This window comes from Halalkalicoccus subterraneus, assembly GCF_003697815.1.
Taxonomy (GTDB): Archaea; Halobacteriota; Halobacteria; order Halobacteriales; family Halalkalicoccaceae; genus Halalkalicoccus; species Halalkalicoccus subterraneus.
The window spans coordinates 16,533-35,193 of record NZ_RDQG01000021.1 but is presented as its reverse complement, the minus strand read 5'-3'; the positions used below and the strand labels follow the sequence as shown (position 1 = coordinate 35,193).

At 64.4% G+C, this 18,661-nt stretch carries 22 protein-coding genes and 3 tRNA genes; 7 read left to right on the top strand and 18 right to left on the bottom strand.

What is annotated here, in order from left to right; all coding sequences use genetic code 11:
• Positions 1–123 precede the first annotated feature (123 nt).
• Complete coding sequence (locus tag EAO80_RS05685) at positions 124–2,706, bottom strand: PAS domain-containing sensor histidine kinase (protein ID WP_122088961.1); 2,583 nt, start codon at positions 2,704–2,706, stop codon at positions 124–126.
• A gap of 345 nt (positions 2,707–3,051) precedes the next feature.
• On the opposite strand from EAO80_RS05685, the gene EAO80_RS19540 reads away from it, so the two are divergent.
• Positions 3,052–3,222 (top strand): hypothetical protein, encoded by a 171-nt coding sequence (locus tag EAO80_RS19540; protein WP_162993902.1) that lies wholly within the window; start codon positions 3,052–3,054, stop codon positions 3,220–3,222.
• The gene (locus EAO80_RS05680; RefSeq protein ID WP_122088960.1) at positions 3,215–3,424 is read left to right on the top strand and encodes a hypothetical protein; all 210 of its coding nucleotides are present in this window, start codon (positions 3,215–3,217) and stop codon (positions 3,422–3,424) included. Before EAO80_RS19540 ends, EAO80_RS05680 begins: the two co-directional genes overlap by 8 nt.
• Before the next feature lie 86 nt (positions 3,425–3,510).
• On the opposite strand, the gene EAO80_RS05675 is transcribed toward EAO80_RS05680, so the two are convergent.
• The 8 genes from EAO80_RS05675 to EAO80_RS05640 all read right to left on the bottom strand — a co-directional run bounded on the left by EAO80_RS05675 (position 3,511) and on the right by EAO80_RS05640 (position 7,780).
• A tRNA-Ser gene (locus EAO80_RS05675) sits at positions 3,511–3,592 on the bottom strand.
• Positions 3,593–3,620: 28 nt separating this feature from the next.
• Positions 3,621–3,827 carry a hypothetical protein gene (locus tag EAO80_RS05670; RefSeq protein ID WP_122088959.1) on the bottom strand — a complete coding sequence of 69 codons (207 nt, stop codon included), beginning with the start codon at positions 3,825–3,827 and terminating at the stop codon, positions 3,621–3,623.
• Positions 3,827–4,207, bottom strand: a complete 381-nt coding sequence (locus EAO80_RS05665) for a Rid family detoxifying hydrolase (RefSeq protein WP_122088958.1) — start codon at positions 4,205–4,207, stop codon at positions 3,827–3,829. The genes EAO80_RS05670 and EAO80_RS05665 overlap by 1 nt, the downstream gene beginning before the upstream one ends.
• 30 nt (positions 4,208–4,237) lie before the next feature.
• The gene (gene ilvA / locus EAO80_RS05660; protein ID WP_122088957.1) at positions 4,238–5,449 is read right to left on the bottom strand and encodes a threonine ammonia-lyase; all 1,212 of its coding nucleotides are present in this window, start codon (positions 5,447–5,449) and stop codon (positions 4,238–4,240) included.
• A 193-nt stretch (positions 5,450–5,642) separates the two neighbouring features.
• Positions 5,643–6,029 (bottom strand): gamma-glutamylcyclotransferase family protein, encoded by a 387-nt coding sequence (locus tag EAO80_RS05655; protein WP_122088956.1) that lies wholly within the window; start codon positions 6,027–6,029, stop codon positions 5,643–5,645.
• 157 nt (positions 6,030–6,186) lie between these two features.
• Positions 6,187–6,262, bottom strand: a tRNA-Arg gene (locus tag EAO80_RS05650).
• 67 nt (positions 6,263–6,329) lie between these two features.
• A complete protein-coding gene (citZ, locus tag EAO80_RS05645; protein WP_122088955.1) occupies positions 6,330–7,466 on the bottom strand; it encodes a citrate synthase in 1,137 nt (378 codons plus the stop codon).
• Positions 7,467–7,507: 41 nt separating this feature from the next.
• Positions 7,508–7,780, bottom strand: coding sequence for a DUF7536 family protein (locus EAO80_RS05640; RefSeq protein ID WP_122088954.1), 273 nt, complete (start codon positions 7,778–7,780; stop codon positions 7,508–7,510).
• A gap of 97 nt (positions 7,781–7,877) precedes the next feature.
• Between EAO80_RS05640 and EAO80_RS05635 the strand changes: the two genes are divergently transcribed.
• Genes EAO80_RS05635 through EAO80_RS19535 form a run of 3 tightly spaced genes read left to right on the top strand, consistent with a single transcriptional unit; the run spans position 7,878 to position 10,167 of the window.
• Positions 7,878–8,834, top strand: a complete 957-nt coding sequence (locus tag EAO80_RS05635; protein WP_122088953.1) for a succinylglutamate desuccinylase/aspartoacylase family protein — start codon at positions 7,878–7,880, stop codon at positions 8,832–8,834.
• Positions 8,834–9,931 (top strand): threonine synthase, encoded by a 1,098-nt coding sequence (locus tag EAO80_RS05630; protein ID WP_122088952.1) that lies wholly within the window; start codon positions 8,834–8,836, stop codon positions 9,929–9,931. Before EAO80_RS05635 ends, EAO80_RS05630 begins: the two co-directional genes overlap by 1 nt.
• A complete protein-coding gene (locus EAO80_RS19535; RefSeq protein ID WP_162993900.1) occupies positions 9,922–10,167 on the top strand; it encodes a hypothetical protein in 246 nt (81 codons plus the stop codon). Before EAO80_RS05630 ends, EAO80_RS19535 begins: the two co-directional genes overlap by 10 nt.
• A 58-nt stretch (positions 10,168–10,225) precedes the next feature.
• On the opposite strand, the gene EAO80_RS05625 is transcribed toward EAO80_RS19535, so the two are convergent.
• The gene (locus EAO80_RS05625; RefSeq protein WP_122088951.1) at positions 10,226–11,083 is read right to left on the bottom strand and encodes an ABC transporter permease; all 858 of its coding nucleotides are present in this window, start codon (positions 11,081–11,083) and stop codon (positions 10,226–10,228) included.
• The gene (locus EAO80_RS05620) at positions 11,080–11,994 is read right to left on the bottom strand and encodes an ABC transporter ATP-binding protein (RefSeq protein WP_122089006.1); all 915 of its coding nucleotides are present in this window, start codon (positions 11,992–11,994) and stop codon (positions 11,080–11,082) included. Before EAO80_RS05620 ends, EAO80_RS05625 begins: the two co-directional genes overlap by 4 nt.
• A gap of 233 nt (positions 11,995–12,227) precedes the next feature.
• On the opposite strand from EAO80_RS05620, the gene EAO80_RS05615 reads away from it, so the two are divergent.
• Positions 12,228–12,542: a hypothetical protein gene (locus EAO80_RS05615; RefSeq protein ID WP_122088950.1), complete on the top strand. Its 315-nt coding sequence runs from the start codon at positions 12,228–12,230 to the stop codon at positions 12,540–12,542.
• A 1-nt stretch (position 12,543) separates the two neighbouring features.
• Here the strand turns inward: EAO80_RS05615 and EAO80_RS05610 are convergent, their stop codons facing one another.
• Positions 12,544–13,812 carry a tRNA(Ile)(2)-agmatinylcytidine synthase gene (locus tag EAO80_RS05610; protein ID WP_122088949.1) on the bottom strand — a complete coding sequence of 423 codons (1,269 nt, stop codon included), beginning with the start codon at positions 13,810–13,812 and terminating at the stop codon, positions 12,544–12,546.
• A 138-nt stretch (positions 13,813–13,950) separates the two neighbouring features.
• Between EAO80_RS05610 and EAO80_RS05605 the strand changes: the two genes are divergently transcribed.
• Positions 13,951–14,919, top strand: coding sequence for a transcriptional regulator (locus EAO80_RS05605; protein ID WP_122088948.1), 969 nt, complete (start codon positions 13,951–13,953; stop codon positions 14,917–14,919).
• A gap of 43 nt (positions 14,920–14,962) precedes the next feature.
• Here EAO80_RS05605 and EAO80_RS05600 read toward each other — a convergent pair whose 3' ends face one another.
• The 6 genes from EAO80_RS05600 to EAO80_RS19530 form a co-directional block, all read right to left on the bottom strand.
• On the bottom strand, positions 14,963–15,217 hold the full coding sequence (locus EAO80_RS05600; RefSeq protein WP_122088947.1) for a glutathione S-transferase N-terminal domain-containing protein: 255 nt from the start codon (positions 15,215–15,217) through the stop codon (positions 14,963–14,965).
• Between the two features lie 38 nt (positions 15,218–15,255).
• Positions 15,256–16,635 carry an NCS2 family permease gene (locus tag EAO80_RS05595; protein WP_122088946.1) on the bottom strand — a complete coding sequence of 460 codons (1,380 nt, stop codon included), beginning with the start codon at positions 16,633–16,635 and terminating at the stop codon, positions 15,256–15,258.
• A gap of 81 nt (positions 16,636–16,716) precedes the next feature.
• Complete coding sequence (locus tag EAO80_RS05590) at positions 16,717–17,430, bottom strand: phosphoribosyltransferase family protein (RefSeq protein WP_122088945.1); 714 nt, start codon at positions 17,428–17,430, stop codon at positions 16,717–16,719.
• 73 nt (positions 17,431–17,503) lie between these two features.
• Positions 17,504–18,022: an orotate phosphoribosyltransferase gene (gene pyrE, locus EAO80_RS05585; RefSeq protein ID WP_122089005.1), complete on the bottom strand. Its 519-nt coding sequence runs from the start codon at positions 18,020–18,022 to the stop codon at positions 17,504–17,506.
• Positions 18,023–18,306: 284 nt separating this feature from the next.
• A tRNA-Arg gene (locus tag EAO80_RS05580) sits at positions 18,307–18,381 on the bottom strand.
• Positions 18,382–18,471: 90 nt separating this feature from the next.
• Positions 18,472–18,642, bottom strand: coding sequence for a hypothetical protein (locus EAO80_RS19530; protein WP_162993901.1), 171 nt, complete (start codon positions 18,640–18,642; stop codon positions 18,472–18,474).
• Positions 18,643–18,661 lie beyond the last annotated feature (19 nt).

The window sequence follows — 18,661 nt, the reverse complement described above, 5'->3', positions numbered from 1 at the left end:
GGGAATTCGGTCGAGAATAACGTTCACGTTAATCGGAGAGGAACGTTTCGCTGAATCGATTTTAGCTCAGTTCATCTGTTAATACCACAATAAACGCCTCGAAGAGCAAGAGTGGTACGGGCGCTATCCATCCGACGGTTCGAGTCCGCCTTCGGCGTCGATCGGTTTTCCGCTTGGTACGGTAAAATGAAACGTCGAACCGACGCCGGGTTCGGATTCGACCCAGATCTCGCCGTCGTGGCGCCGGATGATCTTCTGACAGATAGCCAAGCCGATTCCGGTGCTCGAGGAGGCCGATCCCGAAGAGAAGATCTCGAACACCTCGTCGGTCATATCGGGCTCGATACCGACACCCGAATCCGAGACCGAAAAACGCCATTCATCCCCGCGGTCGCTCGCGGAGATGCGGACACTCGGCGATGAATCACCCGCGTAGGCGATGGCGTTACTGACGAGGTTCTGAAAGAGCTGACCGAGCTGCTGGTCGTCAGCCTCGATGGTCGGAAGCGGTTCGACCGTGATATCGGCGTCCGTCTCCTCGATCGAGAGACGAAGCGCGTCGATGACCCGATCGAGAACCGCGTTGCAGTCGACCGACTGAAGCGTGATGTCGTCGGTACCGACACGGGAGTAGGTCAGCAGATCGTCGATCATCTGTCGCATCCGTTCTGCGCCGTCGACGGCGTAGGTGATGAACTCGTCCGCGTCCTCGTCGAGTTCGCTCTCGTAGCGGCGCTGGATCAGGTCGAGATAGCTCCGGATCATTCGAAGCGGTTCCTTGAGGTCGTGAGACGCCACGTAGGCGAAGCGTTCGAGTTCGGCGTTCGAGCGCTCGAGTTCGGTGATCGCCTCCTGGCGTTCTCGCTCGGCGGTGACCCGCTGGGAGATGTCACGGCCCGTACCACAGATGTAGACGTCGGCCTCGTGGGTGTCGAAGGTCGGTTCGCCGATGTCCTCGATGACGGAGCCGGTGAACTCGTAGGGAATATGCGTCCCGTCCTTGCTCACGAGCGTGGCCTCGATCGAGACCGACTCGTGATCATCCGTGAGCGCTTCGACCGTATCGAGTACCTGCGGGACGTCCTCGTCGGCGATGAAGTCGATGGGGTGCATCGACTGGATCTCCTCGTCGGTGTAGCCGGTCACCTCGTTGTACCGGTCGTTCCAGCGCAGGATGGTACCGTCGGGCGCGAAGACGTAGAACAGGTCGGGTTGGGCGTCGAGCGCGCTCTCGGTGAAGGCCTTCTCGCGGCGTAGTTCCTCCTCGATCTCGACGATATCGGTGATCTCGGTGAGGTACCCGTCGAGGTACTCGACCGTCCCGTCGGGCGCGTCGACCCCGCCTCCCTGTTCCCAGATCCACCGGATCCCGTCGCCGGCGGTTTCGACGCGGTAGGTCGTCTGGTACTGCTCGCCGGCCTCGAGTGCCTCCCGTACGTCGCGCTTGACGCCCGCGCGATCCTCGGGATGGATCACGTCGTTCATCCAGGAGAGTTCGCCGGATTCGAGGTGGTCCCTCGGATAGCCAGTCAGGCTCGAACAGCCCTCGCTCATGAACTCCACGGGAAACCCCGACTCGTTTCGGTACCGATAGACCACGCCCGGCAAGTTTCGAATGAGGTTCGCAAGCGCCTGTTCGCGCTCGCGCAACACCCGTTCCGAGCGGCGGCGGCGCGAGACGTCGCGTGCGACCCCGCAGACGTATCGGGGCGCTCCGTCCTCGTGGGTGACCATCGATCCGGTGAACTCGTAGGGTAACAACTGCCCTCCATGGGTTCGGATGCGAACGATCTCGGTCGCATCGCCGGTCTCGACGATCTCGGAGATGGCCGAATCGATCCGCTCGTAGTCCTCCTTGACGAAGAACTCCATCGGCGTCATCGACTGGATCTCCTCGTCGGTGTAGCCGGTCACCTCGGTGAGGCGGTCGTTCCAGTGGAGGAACCGACCGGACAGGTCGAAGACGAAGAAGATGTCCGTCAACCGGTCGAGGACGGTCTCGATGAACTCGTTTGCGGGTTCGACCCGCTGACCGTTCGTCGCCGGCTCGGGATCCTGAACGACGAGTTGGAACTGTTCGCCGTCGATCGGGACGTAGACGTACCGATAGGTCCCGTCCGAGTCTCGCTGTATCGTCCCCGTCTCGATCGCCCGACGGCCGTGCTCGACGACGGTCTCGGGATCACCCGGACAGGCGGTTCCGACCGAGGCCTCGAGTAGCTCCGCGCTCGACCGGTCGAGGCTATCGGCCAGCTTCTCGCTTACCGACCGGTAGATCCCTTCACGGTCGATCCTGGCGATCCGATCGGCCGACCGATCGAGCAACGAGAGGATCACCTCCGGCGGCGAGTCCAGAGGGGCGTCATCCGGCTCCGCGGTCGATCTCACCGCCTCGACGAGCGAGCTGTCGCGCGTCCGCGTGATCGAGGGAGCGTCTCTCTCGAGACACTCGGGCGGCGAGGTCGACTCGGGAACCACGACCGGAACTCCGGGTGCGATCGAGAACAGCCGCTCCAGTTGGGGAGCGTCCTCGCAGTCGAGGCCCCAGACCAGACAGTCCGACTGTCCGGTCGAAAGCCACTCGACGGCCGCCTCGACCGTCGGGACGGCGGTGACGATGATCGGAGACGAAGTGTCGGATTCGGCGAGTAGCCGTTCGAGCGTACGGGCCGCACGGCCGATATAGAGGACATGGACGGTCGTCATGAGCGGAACAACGTATGCAGTACCGTCGATTACATCTATAAATACATATACTTTATTATATTATAGATATAATATTTCTTTGCGTCCTTACCTGCGAGTAACCGGCGAGTTACATATATATTATTTAAGATATATATTTAATTAGATAGTATTGGAGCAGGAGAGCACTGTCATGTATCACCGCATCCAGCCCGCAAATCGGTTTCCGAGAAGTACCGTCGAATTCACACCGCCGGGATCGCCGGTCGGGCCGACAGTAGTCGATCCGCGTCGCCGGCACTGCGAGCACCGTCGGCTCGAGAGCGCGACGATGGGCCGGTCGTCTCGCGGGGGGCGATCGAACTGATGAGTTCGATCCCACTCCCGACGAAGGTCGCCGCGGCGAAAACGCTCTTGGAGGAAGTGTCCCACGAGCACGACGACTTACGGGCCGGACAGATGGTGGACCTCCAGGAGGCGATCGAGCATCTCGACCGGCTCGAAGCGTCGTTTCCCGACGAGCAAACAGATGACTGACGGCCGGTCGAGACGACCGCGATCGACCGACGACTGGCCGACGTTCGCGATCCGGTATACGTTCAATCCCGGTGGGGTCGGGCTGAACGGGGAGTTCGAAACCGACGAGGTCGTCGTCTTCGATGCGACTCGGGGGCGTCCCAACAGCCGCTGGATCGCGGCCAAACGTGGATCCTACGTCCCGCTCGACGAGATCCGGTAACCGATCCGACGACGGACGAACGGACGGCACTCCCGCTCGAACCGTGAGAGCACGACGAAACGCTCGTGGGGTCGAAATCGGAAAAACGCCGGGACTGGGATTTGAACCCAGAATCCCATACGGGAACACGCTTTCCAGGCGTGCGCTTTACCGTTCGGCCATCCCGGCTTACACCGTCCTTACCTGCCGTTCGCGTTTAAACCCTTCCGTTCTCGTCGAACAGAACCGGCTCGACGGCGTACGCCGATCCGCTGGCGACGAGGGCGACGATCGCCGCGACCACGAACTTCAGCGAACCGGAGAGACGATCGGCCGAGAGCAGTTCGTAGCCCTGAATCAGGACCAGAAACGAAAGCGCCCCGATCGCCCCCCACAGCAGGCTGGCCTTCAACCGCGGGTCCATCACTCGGTCGTCGCGATGGCCTCGATCTCGACGGCCGCCCCCTTCGGGAGCGCCCCGACCTCGAAGGCGCTTCGGGCCGGCGGATCGTCCGCGAAATACTCGCCGTACGCCTCGTTCATCTCATCGAAATCGGCGATGTCGTCGAGGTAGATCGTCGTCTTGACGACGTGCTCGGTCGAGAGTCCCTCGCTTTCGAGGATGCCCGTGACGTTGTCGAGACACTGGCGGGTCTGAACCGCGACGGACTCGTTGGCGAGCATCTCACCGTCGGGGGTCAGCGCGATCTGTCCGGCACTGAAAAGCAGGTCGCCCGCGGTCGTCGCCTGACTGTACGCACCGATCGCCTCGGGTGCATCCGACGTGGTGATGATCCGCTTCATACCTCATCCTCGACCGGGGCGTTCTTAAATCTACACCAGAACCTCAACCTCGTAGCCCTCCTCGCGCATCCCTGCCAGTAACTCCTCGACGTGGTCGTGGCCCCGGGTTTCGAGGTCGATCACCACCTCGGCGGCGTTCATCGCGATGTCACGGGACGTCCGGTCGTGCTGGATCGCGTAGATGTTCGCGCGGTTCTCGGAGATCACATCGATCAGCTGGCGAAGCGCACCTGGTCGGTCCTTCAAGACCGTTCGGATCTTCAGATACCGCCCCGTCTCGACCAGCCCGCGCATGATCACCGTCGTCAGCGTGTTCAGGTCGATGTTGCCGCCACACAGCGCCGGGACGATCGTCTCGCCTTCCTCGTAGTCGAAGGCGTTCGAAAGGAGCGCCGCGAGTGGCACCGCTCCCGCCCCCTCGACCAGCGTCTTCGAGCGTTCGAGCAGCGCCGCGAGTGCGACGGCGATCTCCGAATCCGAGACCGTCACCACCTCGTCGACGCGTTCGCGGATCACCTCGAAGGTGTGATTGCCGGGCTGGCCGACCGCGATCCCGTCGGCGATCGTATCGACGCTGTCCCACTCCCGAATCGACCCCTTCGCGAGCGAGTCGGCGGTACTCGCCGCGCCCTCCGCTTGTACGCCGATCACCCGGACATCGCGCTCCTGTGCTTTGAGCGCGGTCGCGATACCCGAGATCAGTCCGCCCCCGCCGATGGGCACGACCACGGTATCGACCTCGGGGCAGTCCTCCGCGATCTCGAGACCGATGGTCCCCTGGCCGGCCATCACCGCCTCGTCGTCGAAGGCGTGGACGTAGGTTCGTCCCTCCTCGCGTTCGATCTCGTGGGCGCGCTCGGCGGCGGCGTCGTAGTCCTCGCCGTACAGGAGAACCTCAGCGCCGTAGCTCCGGGTGGCTTTGAGCTTCGAGATCGGCGCGTGTTCGGGCATGACGACGATCGCGTCGACGCCCTCGCGGGTGGCCGCAAGGGCGACCCCCTGGGCGTGATTGCCCGCGCTCGCGGTGACGACGCCCGCCTCCCGCTCCGCTTCGGAGAGCGTCGCGATGCGGTTGGTCGCCCCGCGGATCTTGAACGACCCCGTCCGCTGGAAGGTCTCGAGTTTGAGGCGGACGTCCGCACCGGTCATCTCCGAAAAGGTATGTGAGTACTCCAGAGGAGTGTGACGCGCCGTCCGGTCGACGCGCTCGCGGGCCGCATAGATGTCCTGAATACCGAGCATATCGGCGGCTACGCGAGGGGGACTGTTAACGGTTCCTTCGGAAAAATCGGTGACGGATGGGGAATGCACGAACCGTGTGACGTGCAGGTCTACGAGGTCTCCCTACCTATATAAAACCATTCCGTCCGAAACGGAAGTGAAACCGCCCGACGGAATCGATATGACGGGCCGTCAGACGGACGGCGCACGGGTGTCATCCTTTGTGGCCGATTTCGACGACACGTTCGTCGAGATACGATCGGACGCGTTCCGCGAAGGGACCTGCCCCGGGCCACTCGGCGTCCGCGTCGAGGCGGTCGGGATCACCGACGTAGCAGTCGGCGCTCGTGCCGTCCGAGACGGAAACCGATACCCGAACGTAGAGCCCCGGCCCGACCCCCTCGTAGGCGTCGAGACGATCGGTTTCGGGCGTTTCGAGCAATCTACCCTCCACTTCGCCGCCGGGCGCGAGCGTCGGGTACCGTCCGTCGACCCGGTGAAGGCCGTACAGCGTGGCTTCGGATCCGAGGTCGTAGCGGTCGAGCAACTCGGCGAGGCGCTCGGGGTCGGTGAGGGTTCCGTAGACGAAGAATCGGGGCATAGTCGTGGTTCGTCCGACGGGTGCTTTCGGGTTACGGTCAGCGAAGCGACGCACACACGGGAGTCGAAGGAGTAACAGCGACGAAAGAGCGGGGCTGGCGCGAGTAGCGAGGGGCGGTTTCCACCCCTCAATCGGGCGAACGGGCAAAGCGAGTGAGCGGGCACAACGGGATTCGAACCACGTGGCTGCCGGGTGCGAGACCCGGTACTCTGTCCTGGCTGAGTTACGTGCCCGTATCGTCTGAGAAGGTGTTAAGACATCATAACTGTTTGGAAATCGTCACGTTCGAAGGGGAACTCGTCAGCGCTCGTCGAGGGGGACGAACTCCTGGTCCTCGTCGCCGACATAGCGCGCGCGCGGACGCATGATCCGGTTGTCCTCGTACTGTTCTGCGACGTGGGCGGTCCAGCCGCCGACGCGCGAGAGCGCGAAGATCGGCGTGAAGAGGTCGATCGGGATCCCCATCTGGTAGTAGGTCGTCGCCGAGTAGAAGTCGACGTTCGGGGCGATTCCCTTCTCCTCTTGCATGAACTCCTCGATGGCGACGCTGTAGTCGTACCACTTCATCTCGCCGGCCTCCTCGGCCAGCGACTCGGAGAACTCCCCGAGGATGTAGGCTCGCGGGTCCTTGACGTCGTAGACGCGGTGGCCGAACCCGGCGACCCGGCGGCCCGAATCGAGGGCGTCCTTCGCCCATTTAACGGGGTCCTTGTCGCTGTCGTCGACCTCTTTCAGCATCTTCATCACGTTCTGGTTCGCGCCGCCATGCAAGGCGCCCTTGAGCGTGCCGACGGCGCTCGTCGCCGCGCTGTAGACGTCCGAAAGGGTGCTCGCGGTGACCATCCCCGAGAACGTCGAGGCGTTCAGGCCGTGATCGGCGTGAAGGACGAGCGCCGCGTCGAACGTCTCCTCCGCGATCTCGTCGGGTTCCTCGTCGTTGAGCATGTAGAGGAAGTTCGCTGCGTGGCCCAAGTCCTCGCGGGGCTCGACGGGATCGTTGCCGTCGCGATACCGGTCGAACGCGGCGATGATCGTGGGGATCTTCGCCGTGAGCCGACGGCTCTTGTCCAGGGTGGCCTCGCGGTCCTCGGGATCGGTCTCACCGTCGGGGTCCGTACTCGAGAGCTGGGAGACCGCCGTACGAAGCGCGGCCATCGGTTCGGCGTCGGCGGCCGCGAGCGCCTCGACGGTGTCGAGGATCGCGTCGTCGACGGCGCGTTCGGCGACCATTCGCTCGTTGAACGCGTCGAGCTCCTCGCGGGTCGGGAGTTCGCCGTACCAGAGCAGGTGGAGCACCTCCTCGTAGCTCGCCTCGTGGGCGAGGTCCTCGATAGCGTACCCTCGATACACGAGCATTCCCTCCCCCCCATCGATGTAGCTCAGTGAGGATTCGGCGACGAGCACACCTTCGAGTCCCTTTTTCAGATCGTCTGCCATACTCAAGGTTGATTACCATCCCGGTTAAGGATTATCGTTTCTCAATCGATCCGACGGGCACGCTGAACCGCCGCGGCGACCGTCAGCGAGATCGCGACGAACGCTCCGACCGACATCGCGAGCGTCACCGCGAGCGCGCCGAACAAGACGGGGGAACTCTCGACACCTGGGGCCGCATCGACGAGGACGATCCGGTAGACGTACGCGCCGACGGCGAGCGCGACCCCGACGGCGAACCCGATGACGGCGTTTCGCCGGACGCCGAGGGCGAGCAACAGCCCCGCGAGCGACGGCTCGTGTTGGTCCTCGTTCACGCCATCCCCTTCGGGAGGGGAACGCAAAATCGCGTCGATCTTTCGCACGGACGGGTAATCGAACGCCTAAAGGGCGTGGCCGCGTCGAATAGGAGTAATGAGGAGCCTCGGAACGGCGGCGGCCGCCCCCGGCGAGACCGACACGGGGCGGCTACCCGTCGGCGAGACGCGCGACGGCGGGGAGTTCGGGCTGCCGGTCGCGGTGATAAACGGTGAACGGGACGGTGAAACGCTCTACGTACAGGCCGCCAGCGACGGCGACGAACTCAACGGGATCGGCGTGATTCAGCGGGTCGTCCCCCGGATCGATCCCACAGAGCTTGCAGGTAGCGTCCTCGTCGTCGGGATCGTCAACTACCACGGGTTTCAGGTCGCACAGCACAGGAACCCGATCGACGACACGAAGACCAACCGCACCTACCCGGGCGACAGCGAGGGGACCTCCTCCGAACGGATCGCCCACGCCACGTTCCAGGCCGCAACGGAGGCGGACCTGATCCTCGACCTCCATCAGGGCTCGACCAGCCGGATGCTCAACGAGGTCCGGGTGCGCTGTGGGACGCGCCACCGCCTCCACGAGGAGTGTCTCGAACTCGCGAAGGTCTTCGACTGCGGCTACGTCCTCGACCAGAAGGGACCGAGCGGCCAGCTCGCACGCGTCGGTCCCGACGAGGGGATTCCCACTGTGGATCCCGAACTGGGTGGCTGTGTCGGCTGGGACGACGAGAGCATCCAGTACGGCGTCCGGGGCGTGTTCAACGTGCTCCGTCACTACGGCTTTCTCGACGGGGAGAGCGATCCAGGGGACCAGACGCGCGCGACCGGGTTCGACCAGTACGGCGCGCCCGCGGGCGGGCTGGTCCGCTTCGAGAAGGAGTTGGGTGAGCGGGTCTCGCGCGGCGAGACGGTCTTCACCGTCAGGGACGTCTTCGGGACGATCAAAACCGACGTGAGCGCCGACGGCAACGGGATCTTCTGGCGCTCGCGGCGGCTCCCCCAAGTCGCAACGGGCGAATACGTCTGTTCGATCGCGACCGGAATCGACTCGTACTGATGGCCGTCGATCTTCGGTGTCCGGCCTGTGACCGGCACTACCCCGCGAGCGCGGACGAACCGTGGCGCTGTTCGTGCGGGAGTCCACTCGAACTCGCCGTCCGACCGCTTCCCGATGGCCCGCCCCCGTCGTTTTCGGCCCTCGACACTCGTCACGGGCTGTGGGCGTTCTCGGAGTTCGTCCCGATCGAGCGTCGGGTCACGCTGGGCGAGGGCTTTACGCCGCTCGTCGCCGCCCCCGACTGGGACGCCGCGTTCAAACTGGAGTACGTCTTCCCGACGGGGAGTTTCAAGGACCGGGGTGCGACGACGCTCCTCTCGCGGGCCGCAGAGCTAGGTGTCGAACGAGTGATAGAGGACTCCTCGGGGAACGCGGGCGCGGCGGTCGCGACCTACGCGGCGCGTGCCGGGATCGACGCGGAGATCTACGTACCGGCAGGGGTCAAAGCCTCGAAGGTCGCCGCTATCGAGCGCGCGGGCGGCGAGGTACGGACGGTCGAAGGGAGTCGAGAAGCGGTCACTGAGGCGTGTATCGAGGCGGTGGAAGGAGGAGACGGCTGGTACGCCAGCCACGCGTGGAACCCCGCGTTCTTCGCCGGCACGCAGACGGTCGCGTTCGAGATCGCCGCCCAGCGCGGCTGGCGGGTCCCCGACGCGGTCGTTCTCCCGCTGGGTCACGGCACCCTCTTTCTGGGAGCCTATCGGGGCTTTCGAGCGCTTTCGGAGGCCGGCTGGATCGATTCCGTGCCCAGATTGCTCGGCGCGCAGGCCGCCGGCTACGCGCCGATCGCCGACGGGCGTCACGGCGGGCGGGGGGACACGAACGACGTGGCCGACGGGATTCAGATTCGCGAACCCGTACGCAGCGAGGAGATCCACGAGGCGATCGCCGAGAGCGAGGGGGACGCGATCGCGATCGAGGAGGCGGCGACCGAACGCGAACTCGACCGGCTCCACCGGGCAGGCTTCTACGTGGAGCCGACGTGTGCGGTCGCGCCGGCCGCCCTGCGGGAGTACCGCGAGCGGGGCGTTCTCGACGACGGCAACGACGTGGTCGTCCCGTTGACGGGCAGCGGGCTGAAGGCGGAGTGGACCTAACGGTTCTCGAAGTTCTTCGGGCTGGCGCTGTCGATTTCGGGCTCACGGTTTTCGACCCGGCCCGCGCGGGAGCGCGGCTACCGAGCGTCGAGCGCCAGAGCATAGGAGACGATCCACAGGCCGGCAAGCGCGCCGAATGCACAGACGAGAAAAGCGACGACCGGCGAATACGCGGCGGTCGGGCCGAACAGCGGGGCGAGAAACGGCCCCGACCAGCCCCACCGCGAGTGCCGTAAAGAGGACCGAACGGTTCATGTGAGGGCGTCGGCGGGGACGGGATAGAACCCTTCGATTCTACAGATCGACGCGATCGAACCGAAGCAGGCCGAGCGCCAGCGGAACGAACGCCCACGCCGCGAGCAATACGAAGCCGAACCACGGTTCGGCGACGATGGGGATTCCACCCTCGACGAGGCCCTGACCCTCGTAGGTGCTCGCGACGGCGAGACCGCCCTCGTCAAAGACCGCTCCGAGCGCGGAACCGTAGGCTGGTCCCGGGGGCAGCGAGAGGAACGCGACGTACCAGCCGGGAATCGGCGGTTGGGGAAGGACCGATCCCGACATGAGATACAGCAGCAACTGGGCGATAACGCCCCAGAGGATCCAGAACAGTGCGAGTAGACCGAACGCACCGATCGCGGCGCGTGTGGTCGATTTGGTCATCGAAGAGAGGCCGACACCGATACAGACGTAGACGAAGCCCAGCGCGATCGTCAACAGGGTGAAGACGGCGTACTCGACGACCGAGAACGAACCGGTGAACGCGAAGATGGCGATCATCCCGGCGATGAAGCCGATCAAGATCGAGACCGCGACGACCCCCGTTCGACCGAGTACCTTCCCGAGGACGACGTCCTCACGGGTGTGAGGCAGCCCGAGCAAGAACTTCAGGCTGCCGCTCTCTCGCTCGCCGGCGATGGCGCCGTAGCCGATCAGCAGGGCGATGATCGGGACCAGAAAGCTCGCGGGCGTCTGGAGGGCGATGATCAGATCGAGCGTGTCGCCGGCTTCCTCGCCGAGCAAGCCGGAGATCTGTGTCCCGATGTAGGCGCCGGCGACGGTAAAGAGAACGAAGATCACCGTCAGCGCGATCAGCCCGCGCGAGCGCACGGCGTCCTGAAAGTCCTTCTTGGCGATGGCGATCGCGCTCATGCGGTCGCCCCCGTCGTGTAGTCGATGAAGAGGTCCTCGAGCGAGGACTCCTCGGTCTCGAAGTCCTCGACGGTCGCGCCCGCTTCCTCGAAGCCTCGGATGACCCGTGTCTTCACCTCGTCCCGGCAGGTGACGGTCGCGGTCGTCCCCTGTGTGGTCACGTTCGAAACCCCATCGAGCGCGGCGACCTGCTCGGTCGCACCGTCGGGCAGGTGATCGAGTTCGACCACCAGCGTCGTCTCCTCGCTCGTCGATTCGCGGAGCCCGTCGACGGTGTCCTCGGCGACGAGTTCGCCGTCCCGGAGGATACCGACGCGATCACAGACCGCATCGACCTGTTCGAGGATGTGGCTCGAAAAGAAGATCGTCGCGCCGCGATCGCGCTCGGTGCGGATGATCTCGCGCATCTCGCGGGCGCCCGCGGGGTCGAGCCCCGTCGAAGGCTCGTCGAGGATGAGGAGATCGGGTTCGCCCGCGATCGCGGCCGCGAGCGCGAGGCGTTGGGCCATCCCCTTCGAGTAACCACCGACTTTCTTACCTGCGGCGTCAGGGCCGAGCCCGACCCGCTCGAACAGCGCGTCCGGGTCGTCGTCTACAGCCTTCGACTCGATGGCGAACTCGATGTGTTGACGGCCGGTCAGCCGGTCGTACAGCGAGACACCTTCGGGCAGGATCCCAGTCCGCTCGCGGATCGCGAGACCCTCCTCTTTGGCATCGTGGCCGAACACACGGATCTCGCCGGAGGTCGGCCGAACGAAATCCAGAAGCAGGTTGATCGTCGTCGATTTCCCCGCCCCGTTGGGGCCGAGAAACCCGTATATCTCTCCCTCGCGTACCGTGAGATCGAGCCCCGAGAGCGCCGTTTCCTCGCCGTATCGTTTGGTGACGTCCGTCAGTTCGATAGCAGACACAGTTTTGATCAATCCGACGTTATTGAACAAAATACATATATCTTGTCGATACTAACGAATGAATGATACATCGGATTCATAAAACCAATACCGATCCGGGACCGGATTATTATCAGATATACATAATGTATCAGAAGAAGTATAGCGTATAATTTCCGTTCTTCTATGTGGAAATAAAATACCGTGGTACGCGAATCGGGAATCGAATCGACAGCGCAAGCGGGGGACGATAGATGGAACAGTTGCTTTCGACGCTCGTGTTGCTGCAGTCGGAGCTCCCCGAGGACTTCCCGGTAGACATGGAGACGCTGATACTGATCTCGCAGGTCATGACGGTCGTGCTCGTGATTGTCGGGATCGCCGTCGGCTACTGGGTCTACAAGGACGCTGCCAAGCGCGAGAACAACGAACTGCTATGGTCGATCGCCGTCGGCGTGTCGTTCCTCCTGTTCCCGATCGGGATCGTCGTCCCGATCGCCTATGTGGTGTTGCGGGGCGACGAGGCACCGACCGAACCCGAAGACACGAATGTAGCGGGCGACTGGTAGCCTACCGTTCGGGGTGGACCGGCCCGTCGAAGCCACCTCTGACGAGTGGTTTCGCGACGTGGCGTCGCGCCGTCGGCGGCACCTCGTACCACCCCAGGTCGAGGTCGCGCTCAACCTCGATCTCGTCTTTCCGCTCCGCACTCGTCGAACAGTCCCGACAGCGATAGCCCTGTTCGTGGCCGGCACTCTCCATCGAGCGCCCGCAGTCGGGACACCGCGGGTTCCGACGTTCGATTCGATTCAGTTCGCGCACCGCGAACTTCTCGAGTTTCAGCGTTTCATCCGAGACCTCCCCACAGGAGGTGATCCGGTCGCCCTCACGAAGCGCGCGCACCCGGTCGCGAAAGCGTTTCGTGGGTTCGAACGCCGCACACCGCAACCGATCGTCCCCGTCGCGGATCTCGAAGAAGACGTGGCCGCCCCGGCGGGTCTGGGGCGGGGTAGAAACCGCTCCCTCTACCCGGTAGGCCCGGCCGTCCCCGACCGAGCCGACCGCCCCGTCCTGCAGGTGGGCGTCGGTACCTTGGTTCGTCGTAAAGAGCGCGCTGTCCGCGACCGGTTCGCTCTCGATGCGCTCTGTGGCCCGTCGAACAGCACGGGGATCGTCACCCCGAATGCCGTAGAGAACCGGGCCGGGCGTATGGGGAACACAGACCGTATCCCCGGTTTCGCGGTCGACCGTGTCCCACACGACGGGGTACTCGGACTCGGCAGCCTCGAAAACGGAGTCGGGGTCGACATCCCGTGAGGAACCCCACCGCCCGCGCTCGCGATAGGCAATCAGTTCCGAAGTCCACTCGGAGAACGCCCGATCCGCACCGACCGCTGCGAGCGCGCCGATCCGCCCGCGCCCGCCCGACCAGCCTCGATGGAAGTAGCCCCACGTGTCGGCGAGTTCGAGCGCCTCGTCGGGCGAGAGACGGTCCCTGAGAGCGCGACGGGCGAACTCGGCGACCGAATCCGGAACTGAACTGGGATCACCGGGCGCGACGACGAGTCCGGGCTGGGTGTTCGGGTCGTCGGTTTCGCTGAGGGCCTCGACCTGCCGGCCGGCGAGCTCGAACGCCTCCCCGGGATCGTAGTCAGTGTGGATCGCGAGGGCGGCGTTGCCGCGGGTCTTGTGCTCGATCGCGGGGTTGAGCCGAACCAACAGGAGCCCCCCGACGGTTGCGCCCGCCTCCGCAAGCGCGTCGGCGATCTCGCGAGCGACGTACGTCGTACACATCCCGCGTGTCCGCGAATCAGTATCGTCGAGTCCGACGACGGTCATTGCCCCGTCTACCCGCCCGGCGGGCTAACGGCTTTCGACTCGCTGTAATATATACCGACGGGAGAGCAGGGGAGAAGTGGGGAACGGGCCGCTACACTGTCACAACACATATATGGGTCGAATGACTTATATAGGAATATGTCTCGGTCTGCACTGGTCGGAAACGTAACAGCGATGCTCACCGACGCGGGATTTGCGGTGAGCGACCGGTGTGCCATCCGCCCGAAGAGTTTCGATATCGCGGCACGGCGCGGCGAGGACCTGATTCTCGTGAAGATCCTGGGCAACGTCGACGGGTTCGACGGGGTGACCGGCGCGGAGATGCGCCGGCTCGGGAGCTACCTGAACGCCACGCCGTTCGTCATCGGGCTACGAACCCGCGACGAGGAGCTCGAACCCGGCGTGGTCTACTTCCGCCATGGGGTGCCCGTCTTCAGCCCCGACACCGCGATGGACCTGTTCGTCGAGAACGTTCCACCCCTCATTTACGCCGCACCGGGCGGGCTGTACGTCAGCATCGACAGCGACATCCTCGCCGACGAGCGCGAGAAGCTCGGCTGGAGTCTCGGTCAGCTCGCCACCGAGCTCGGCGTCTCCCGGCGAACGGTCTCGAAGTACGAGGACGGGATGAACGCCTCGATCGAGGTAGCGATGGCGCTGGAGGACCTGTTCAACGCGCCCCTGACCAGCCCGGTCGATGTACTGGACGGTGCGGAGGAAGTTCGCGACGCCGAACCCACCCCCGAGGACCCCGACGTCGAACCGGAAGACGAGGGCATCACCGCGGTGCTCACGCGGGCCGGCTTCGACGTCCACCCGACGACGCGCGCGCCGTTCAAGGCCGTCGGCGAGGACACAGGCGAGGAGGAGAGCCTTCTCACCGGCAACTCGGCGTTCACGAAAACCGCCGAGAAGCGCGCCCGAATCATGGGCTCGCTCGGGAAGGTCACACTGACGCGATCGGTCTACTTCGTCGATAAGGCTCCCCGCGAGGAGATCGAGGGAACCGCGATCCTCGAACGCGAGGAGGCCGAATCGGCCCGCGACGGCGAGGAGCTCAGGGAGCTGATCCGCGAGCGTACCACGCCGCCCGAAGAGCACGCCTGATCCCCCGATCCACGTCGTCGTTGTGAACGCGCCTCGAAACCGATTACGACGCCGAGCCGTAGGTCTCTTCGAGGTACTCGACGATGTCGTCGCTCTCGTGCATCCCCTCGACGTCGTGGTCGGGGTCGACGATCATCGGAACCTCGGTCTGGCCGCTGATCTCCTCAACCTCGGTTCGCTCGGCGTGGCTGCTCGGAACCGAATGGGTGGTGTACTCGACGCCGAGTTCGTCGAGTTTGCTTTCGACTTTCGCACAGAACGGACAGCCATCGAGCGCGTAGAACTCTATCGGTGCCATCACCCTCCGTAGGTCGCCCACGCTCAAAAGCGACCGGATCAGAGCAACATCCCGCTCGTCTGGACGTAGAAGTAGCCGACGAGCACCGCCGCGAGCAGCCATTGACCGAGGCGCACATCGTCTAACTCACCGATGGCGGCCTTGATAACCGGGTAGGCGATGATGCCGGCGGCGAGCCCGTTGGCGATCGAGTAGGTCAGCGGCATCACCGTGATCGTCAGCCCGCCCGAGACGGCCCACGCGGGGTCGTTCCAGTCGACGTCGAGCACCCCCTGAAGCATGATGATCCCGACGACGACGAGCGCGATGTACGAGGCGTAGGCGGGAATCGCCGCGATCAGCGGGATCGCGACCAGCGAGACCAGAAAGAGCCCGGCGACGACCAGCGCCGTCAATCCCGTACGGCCGCCCTCCTCGACGCCCGTCGAGGACTCGATGTAGGTCGTCACCGTCGAGGTTCCGAGCATCGCACCGACGGTGGTCCCGATGGCGTCGGCCATCAGGGGCTTCTCGATCTCGGGGAGGTCGCCGTCCTCGTCGAGGAAGCCGCCGAACTGCGAGACGCCGATCAGCGTCCCGGCAGTGTCGAAGAAATCGACGACGAAGAAGGTGAACACGACTAGCGCGAAGGTCAACGGATCGACGTCGGCCAGCCCGTCGAGGAAGGCACCGGCAAGCGGCGTGATGTCGTACTGGGGGCTTGCGAACGTCTCGGGGGTGACGACGCCCCGTGAGAAGACGCCTCCAACTGTGAGCGCCCACCCGAGAAGGGTCGTGCCGACGATCCCGATGACGATCGCGCCCTTGATCCCGCGCGCCCAGAGGACGAACGTGACCGCAAGCCCGAGAACGCCCAGCGTAGCGACGGGGTTCGCGGCGACATTCCCCAGGGCGACCAGCGTCGACTCGTCTGCGACGACCAGTTGCATCTCCTGGAGGCCGATAAAGAGCAGGTAGATCCCGATCCCCGCACCGACGGAGAACTTCACCGGTTCGGGAAACAGTTCGATGACGTACTTTCGCGCGCCGACGGCCGTGATGGCGATGAAGAGCAGCCCCTCGACGAAGACGGCTGCGAGCGCGGTCTGCCACGGGATCCCGAGCCCGAGGACGACGGTGAAGGCGAAAAAGGCGTTGAGCCCCATTCCCGGTGCGAGCGCGAACGGACGGTTGGCATAGACGGCCATTACGGCTGTGGCGACGAAGGCGGAGAGGACGGTTGCGATGGCGATCATCTGCTGGACCTCCTGGGTGGAGTAGCCCTCGACCGTGATCGCCTCGGCGAGGATCACCGGATTCACCAGGATGATGTACGACATCGCCAGGAACGTCGTGATCCCGGCGACGGTCTCGGTCCTGACGTCGCTTCCCGACCCCGTCACGTCGAAGTACGCCCGCAGGCGTTCAGCGGTCCCCATAATGCATGAGTTGTCGTAGCACAACGCACTTATTTAAGTATTTTCGTATTATCTCGCCGAAAAGCTGTACACACATCGTTTTCAGTCGAGGCGTTCGAGTGCGCCGACCGGAGCGTCGGTTCGCGCCCGGGCGCGCTCGATCCCCTCGTCTCCGGCGGCAATAAGTGCGAAGACGCCGCCGACGTGGGCGTCCGAGCCGTCGACGATATCGAGCAGGAGTTCCTGGGTCTCGCCCGACCTGATCAGGTCGTCGACCACCAGTACGGTGTCGCCCGCAGACAGTACCGAGGCCGGCAGGTAGTAGGTGAGTTCGATCCCCGAATCGAGGCGATCGCGGGCCTCGATGAACTCCTCGACGGCCGTCTCCTTCGATTTCTTCGCGTAGGCACACCGAGCGTCGAAGTACCGCGCCATCGCCGCCGCGAGCGTGATTCCATCGGTTGCGGCCGTCAACACCACGTCAGGGCGCTCGAACTCGAAGGACTCGGCGGCGATCGGCGCAACCAGATCGAGGAAGGGCTGATCGAAGACGATCCCGGAGTTGTCGACGTAGCCCTCCCCGTCGAGTTCGATCCGCGCATCGAGCTCCGCAGTAAGGGTATCGTAGCCGACGCCGTCGATGACCGCGCGAGCGCGGTCGGTCCCCGGAAGGACGTGGCCGTTGACGTAGCGGTTGAGGTCGCCCGCCGGCAGGCCCGTCAGATCGGCGAGTTCGTCGTACGTGCGCGTCTCCTTCAGCATTCCGAGCACCGAGACCGCCTGCAACTGCAGGGCAGCCTTCTCCGCTCTGTTCATATTCGAAGGGTGATCTACACGAGCATGAATATCCCGAATCGGATCCCGGAGAAAACACGCACGGGAGCGGATACTACCGGTCGAGAAGCTCCGTGGCCGTGAGCAACGCTTCGAGTTCGAGGTCGTGCTCGGCGAGCAGTTCGCGGGCGCCCTCCTCGCGGTCGACGACAACCAGTACGCGCTCGACGCGGGCACCGGCCTCCCGGAGCGCCTCGGCGGCGTCGACGGCGCTTTGCCCGGTCGTCGCGATGTCCTCCAAAACGAGCACCTCCTCGCCCTCTTCGAGAGCGCCCTCGATCAGATTGGCGGTGCCGTACTCCTTCTGTCGTTTGCGCGCGATGACGTACGGGAGGTCCGTCTCGACGCTCGTGACTGCCACCAATGGCACTGCCCCGAGGGCGACGCCCGCGAGTTTCGGCTCGTCGACCCGCTCGGCGAAGGCCGACGCGATCAGCGAAAGGCATCGGGGATCGGTCTCGAAGCGGTACTTGTCGACGTAGTAGTCGCTCGTCCCGCCATGCGAGAGTTCGAACTCGCCGTACTGGACGGCGTCGGCCTCGCGAAGCGCCGCGATGAGGTCCGTATCGGCCATGGTCGGGTTCTCGCGGGGCAGGGCAAAAGCGGTGCGGTCCATTTGCCGCGAAAGAATCAGGCACGATGGGAATTCCGTGAGCCGGGCGGGAGCGGAGGTCCCGCTGGGAACCGGCGGCGAAGCCGCCAGTGACGAAACGAGGGGGACTCAAGAGTGCCCGTGAGTGAGCGAAGCGAACGAACGGGCACGATGGGATTCGAACCCCAGTCGCAGCAGAGCTGCTCCCTGCTTCGAATTCCACGTGGTTCGCTTTTCGCTCCTCACATCCGTTCGTTGCAGAAAAGCGGGCACGATGGGATTCGAACCCACGACCGTCGGATTAGAAGTCCGACGCTCTATCCGGACTGAGCTACGTGCCCTCGGAGGCGGCTTCGGGGGCGGCCGTGAAAAGTCATCGGGATCGACCCGCGCGAGCCGCTTCTCGCGAACGAGCCCGACCCGCTGGAACGCTATGACGCCTGCCCGTCCACGGGGCCCCGAATCAGCCCGCGGAGAGCCAACAGCGCCCCCAGAACCGAGACGATCAGTATCCCGACCGCCCCCGGTGAGTCGGGAACGACCCAGATGAGCAGGGAGCATCCGACGATTGTGCCACAGAGGACGACCAAATACAGGAACACGACGGTCGTATAGCCGAGC

What these genes read in the sequence shown, in the direction of transcription:
- EAO80_RS05685 (WP_122088961.1), bottom strand. Translation starts at nt 2,706, where the DNA reads ATGACGACCGTCCATGTCCTCTATATCGGCCGTGCGGCCCGTACGCTC.
- EAO80_RS19540 (WP_162993902.1), top strand. Translation starts at nt 3,052, where the DNA reads ATGAGTTCGATCCCACTCCCGACGAAGGTCGCCGCGGCGAAAACGCTC.
- EAO80_RS05680 (WP_122088960.1), top strand. Translation starts at nt 3,215, where the DNA reads ATGACTGACGGCCGGTCGAGACGACCGCGATCGACCGACGACTGGCCG.
- EAO80_RS05670 (WP_122088959.1), bottom strand. Translation starts at nt 3,827, where the DNA reads ATGGACCCGCGGTTGAAGGCCAGCCTGCTGTGGGGGGCGATCGGGGCG.
- EAO80_RS05665 (WP_122088958.1), bottom strand. Translation starts at nt 4,207, where the DNA reads ATGAAGCGGATCATCACCACGTCGGATGCACCCGAGGCGATCGGTGCG.
- ilvA (WP_122088957.1), bottom strand. Translation starts at nt 5,449, where the DNA reads ATGCTCGGTATTCAGGACATCTATGCGGCCCGCGAGCGCGTCGACCGG.
- EAO80_RS05655 (WP_122088956.1), bottom strand. Translation starts at nt 6,029, where the DNA reads ATGCCCCGATTCTTCGTCTACGGAACCCTCACCGACCCCGAGCGCCTC.
- citZ (WP_122088955.1), bottom strand. Translation starts at nt 7,466, where the DNA reads ATGGCAGACGATCTGAAAAAGGGACTCGAAGGTGTGCTCGTCGCCGAA.
- EAO80_RS05635 (WP_122088953.1), top strand. Translation starts at nt 7,878, where the DNA reads ATGAGGAGCCTCGGAACGGCGGCGGCCGCCCCCGGCGAGACCGACACG.
- EAO80_RS05630 (WP_122088952.1), top strand. Translation starts at nt 8,834, where the DNA reads ATGGCCGTCGATCTTCGGTGTCCGGCCTGTGACCGGCACTACCCCGCG.
- EAO80_RS05625 (WP_122088951.1), bottom strand. Translation starts at nt 11,083, where the DNA reads ATGAGCGCGATCGCCATCGCCAAGAAGGACTTTCAGGACGCCGTGCGC.
- EAO80_RS05615 (WP_122088950.1), top strand. Translation starts at nt 12,228, where the DNA reads ATGGAACAGTTGCTTTCGACGCTCGTGTTGCTGCAGTCGGAGCTCCCC.
- EAO80_RS05610 (WP_122088949.1), bottom strand. Translation starts at nt 13,812, where the DNA reads ATGACCGTCGTCGGACTCGACGATACTGATTCGCGGACACGCGGGATG.
- EAO80_RS05605 (WP_122088948.1), top strand. Translation starts at nt 13,951, where the DNA reads ATGTCTCGGTCTGCACTGGTCGGAAACGTAACAGCGATGCTCACCGAC.
- EAO80_RS05600 (WP_122088947.1), bottom strand. Translation starts at nt 15,217, where the DNA reads ATGGCACCGATAGAGTTCTACGCGCTCGATGGCTGTCCGTTCTGTGCG.
- EAO80_RS05595 (WP_122088946.1), bottom strand. Translation starts at nt 16,635, where the DNA reads ATGGGGACCGCTGAACGCCTGCGGGCGTACTTCGACGTGACGGGGTCG.
- EAO80_RS05590 (WP_122088945.1), bottom strand. Translation starts at nt 17,430, where the DNA reads ATGAACAGAGCGGAGAAGGCTGCCCTGCAGTTGCAGGCGGTCTCGGTG.
- pyrE (WP_122089005.1), bottom strand. Translation starts at nt 18,022, where the DNA reads ATGGCCGATACGGACCTCATCGCGGCGCTTCGCGAGGCCGACGCCGTC.